The organism is Oleiphilus sp. HI0066 (assembly GCF_001635725.1).
This window is the reverse complement of the sequence record NZ_LWFH01001109.1, coordinates 1-700: the sequence shown is the minus strand read 5'-3', so window position 1 is coordinate 700 and position 700 is coordinate 1. Positions and strand designations below refer to the sequence as shown.

The following is a 700-nucleotide window of genomic DNA, read 5'->3' as shown; positions in this document are numbered from 1 at the left end:
AACCGATCGATTCATTTTGATCATTGCCAAGCCAAAACACGCCTAAGTAATCCCCTGAAAAACCGGCAAACCAGCTATCTCGAAAATCATTTGTTGTTCCAGTTTTTCCAGCTGTCAGCAATTGTGTGGGCAAAGTTCGATAAGCTGATCGTCCAGTGCCAGCACGCATGACCTCTTGCATGCCACTCTGCAACAGATAACTCGCTTCAGGCGAAATCACTTGCTCAACATTAAAGTGATATCGCGACAACAAATTACCTTGGTGATCTGTCACCTCACGAATTGCTCGCAAGGGCATATTAAAACCATTACTCGCGATCGTCTGATAAAACTTTGCGACATCGAAAGGCGTCATCGCTTGAGCACCCAGCAGCAATGACGGGTAAGGGTTAAGCGCCTCGTTCACGCCTAGTCGCCTCAAACTTTCTCGCACCCTATCCATACCAAGCTGCAAGCCAAGTCTGGCCGCCGCTAAGTTGTAAGAATTTGCCAATGCCTCAACCAGCGCGACCTCACCATGCGTCTCAGAATCAAAATTGCTTGGCGTCCACGTATCACCGTTCTCAAACTCAAGAACGAATGGTTCATCGGTAATCTTAGTCGCTAATTGAAACTGTTCTGGCTGTTCAAGTGCCGCCAAATAGATCGCTGGTTTAATCAATGAGCCGACGGCTCTATCTGCATCTAAAGCACGATTAAA

Annotated in this window: 1 protein-coding gene; it reads right to left on the bottom strand. The window is 47.1% G+C overall.

Annotated features, from left to right (window positions below; all coding sequences use genetic code 11):
- Nucleotides 1-700: penicillin-binding transpeptidase domain-containing protein (locus tag A3738_RS14365; RefSeq protein ID WP_255376173.1), on the bottom strand; the 700-nt coding region annotated here is incomplete at both ends.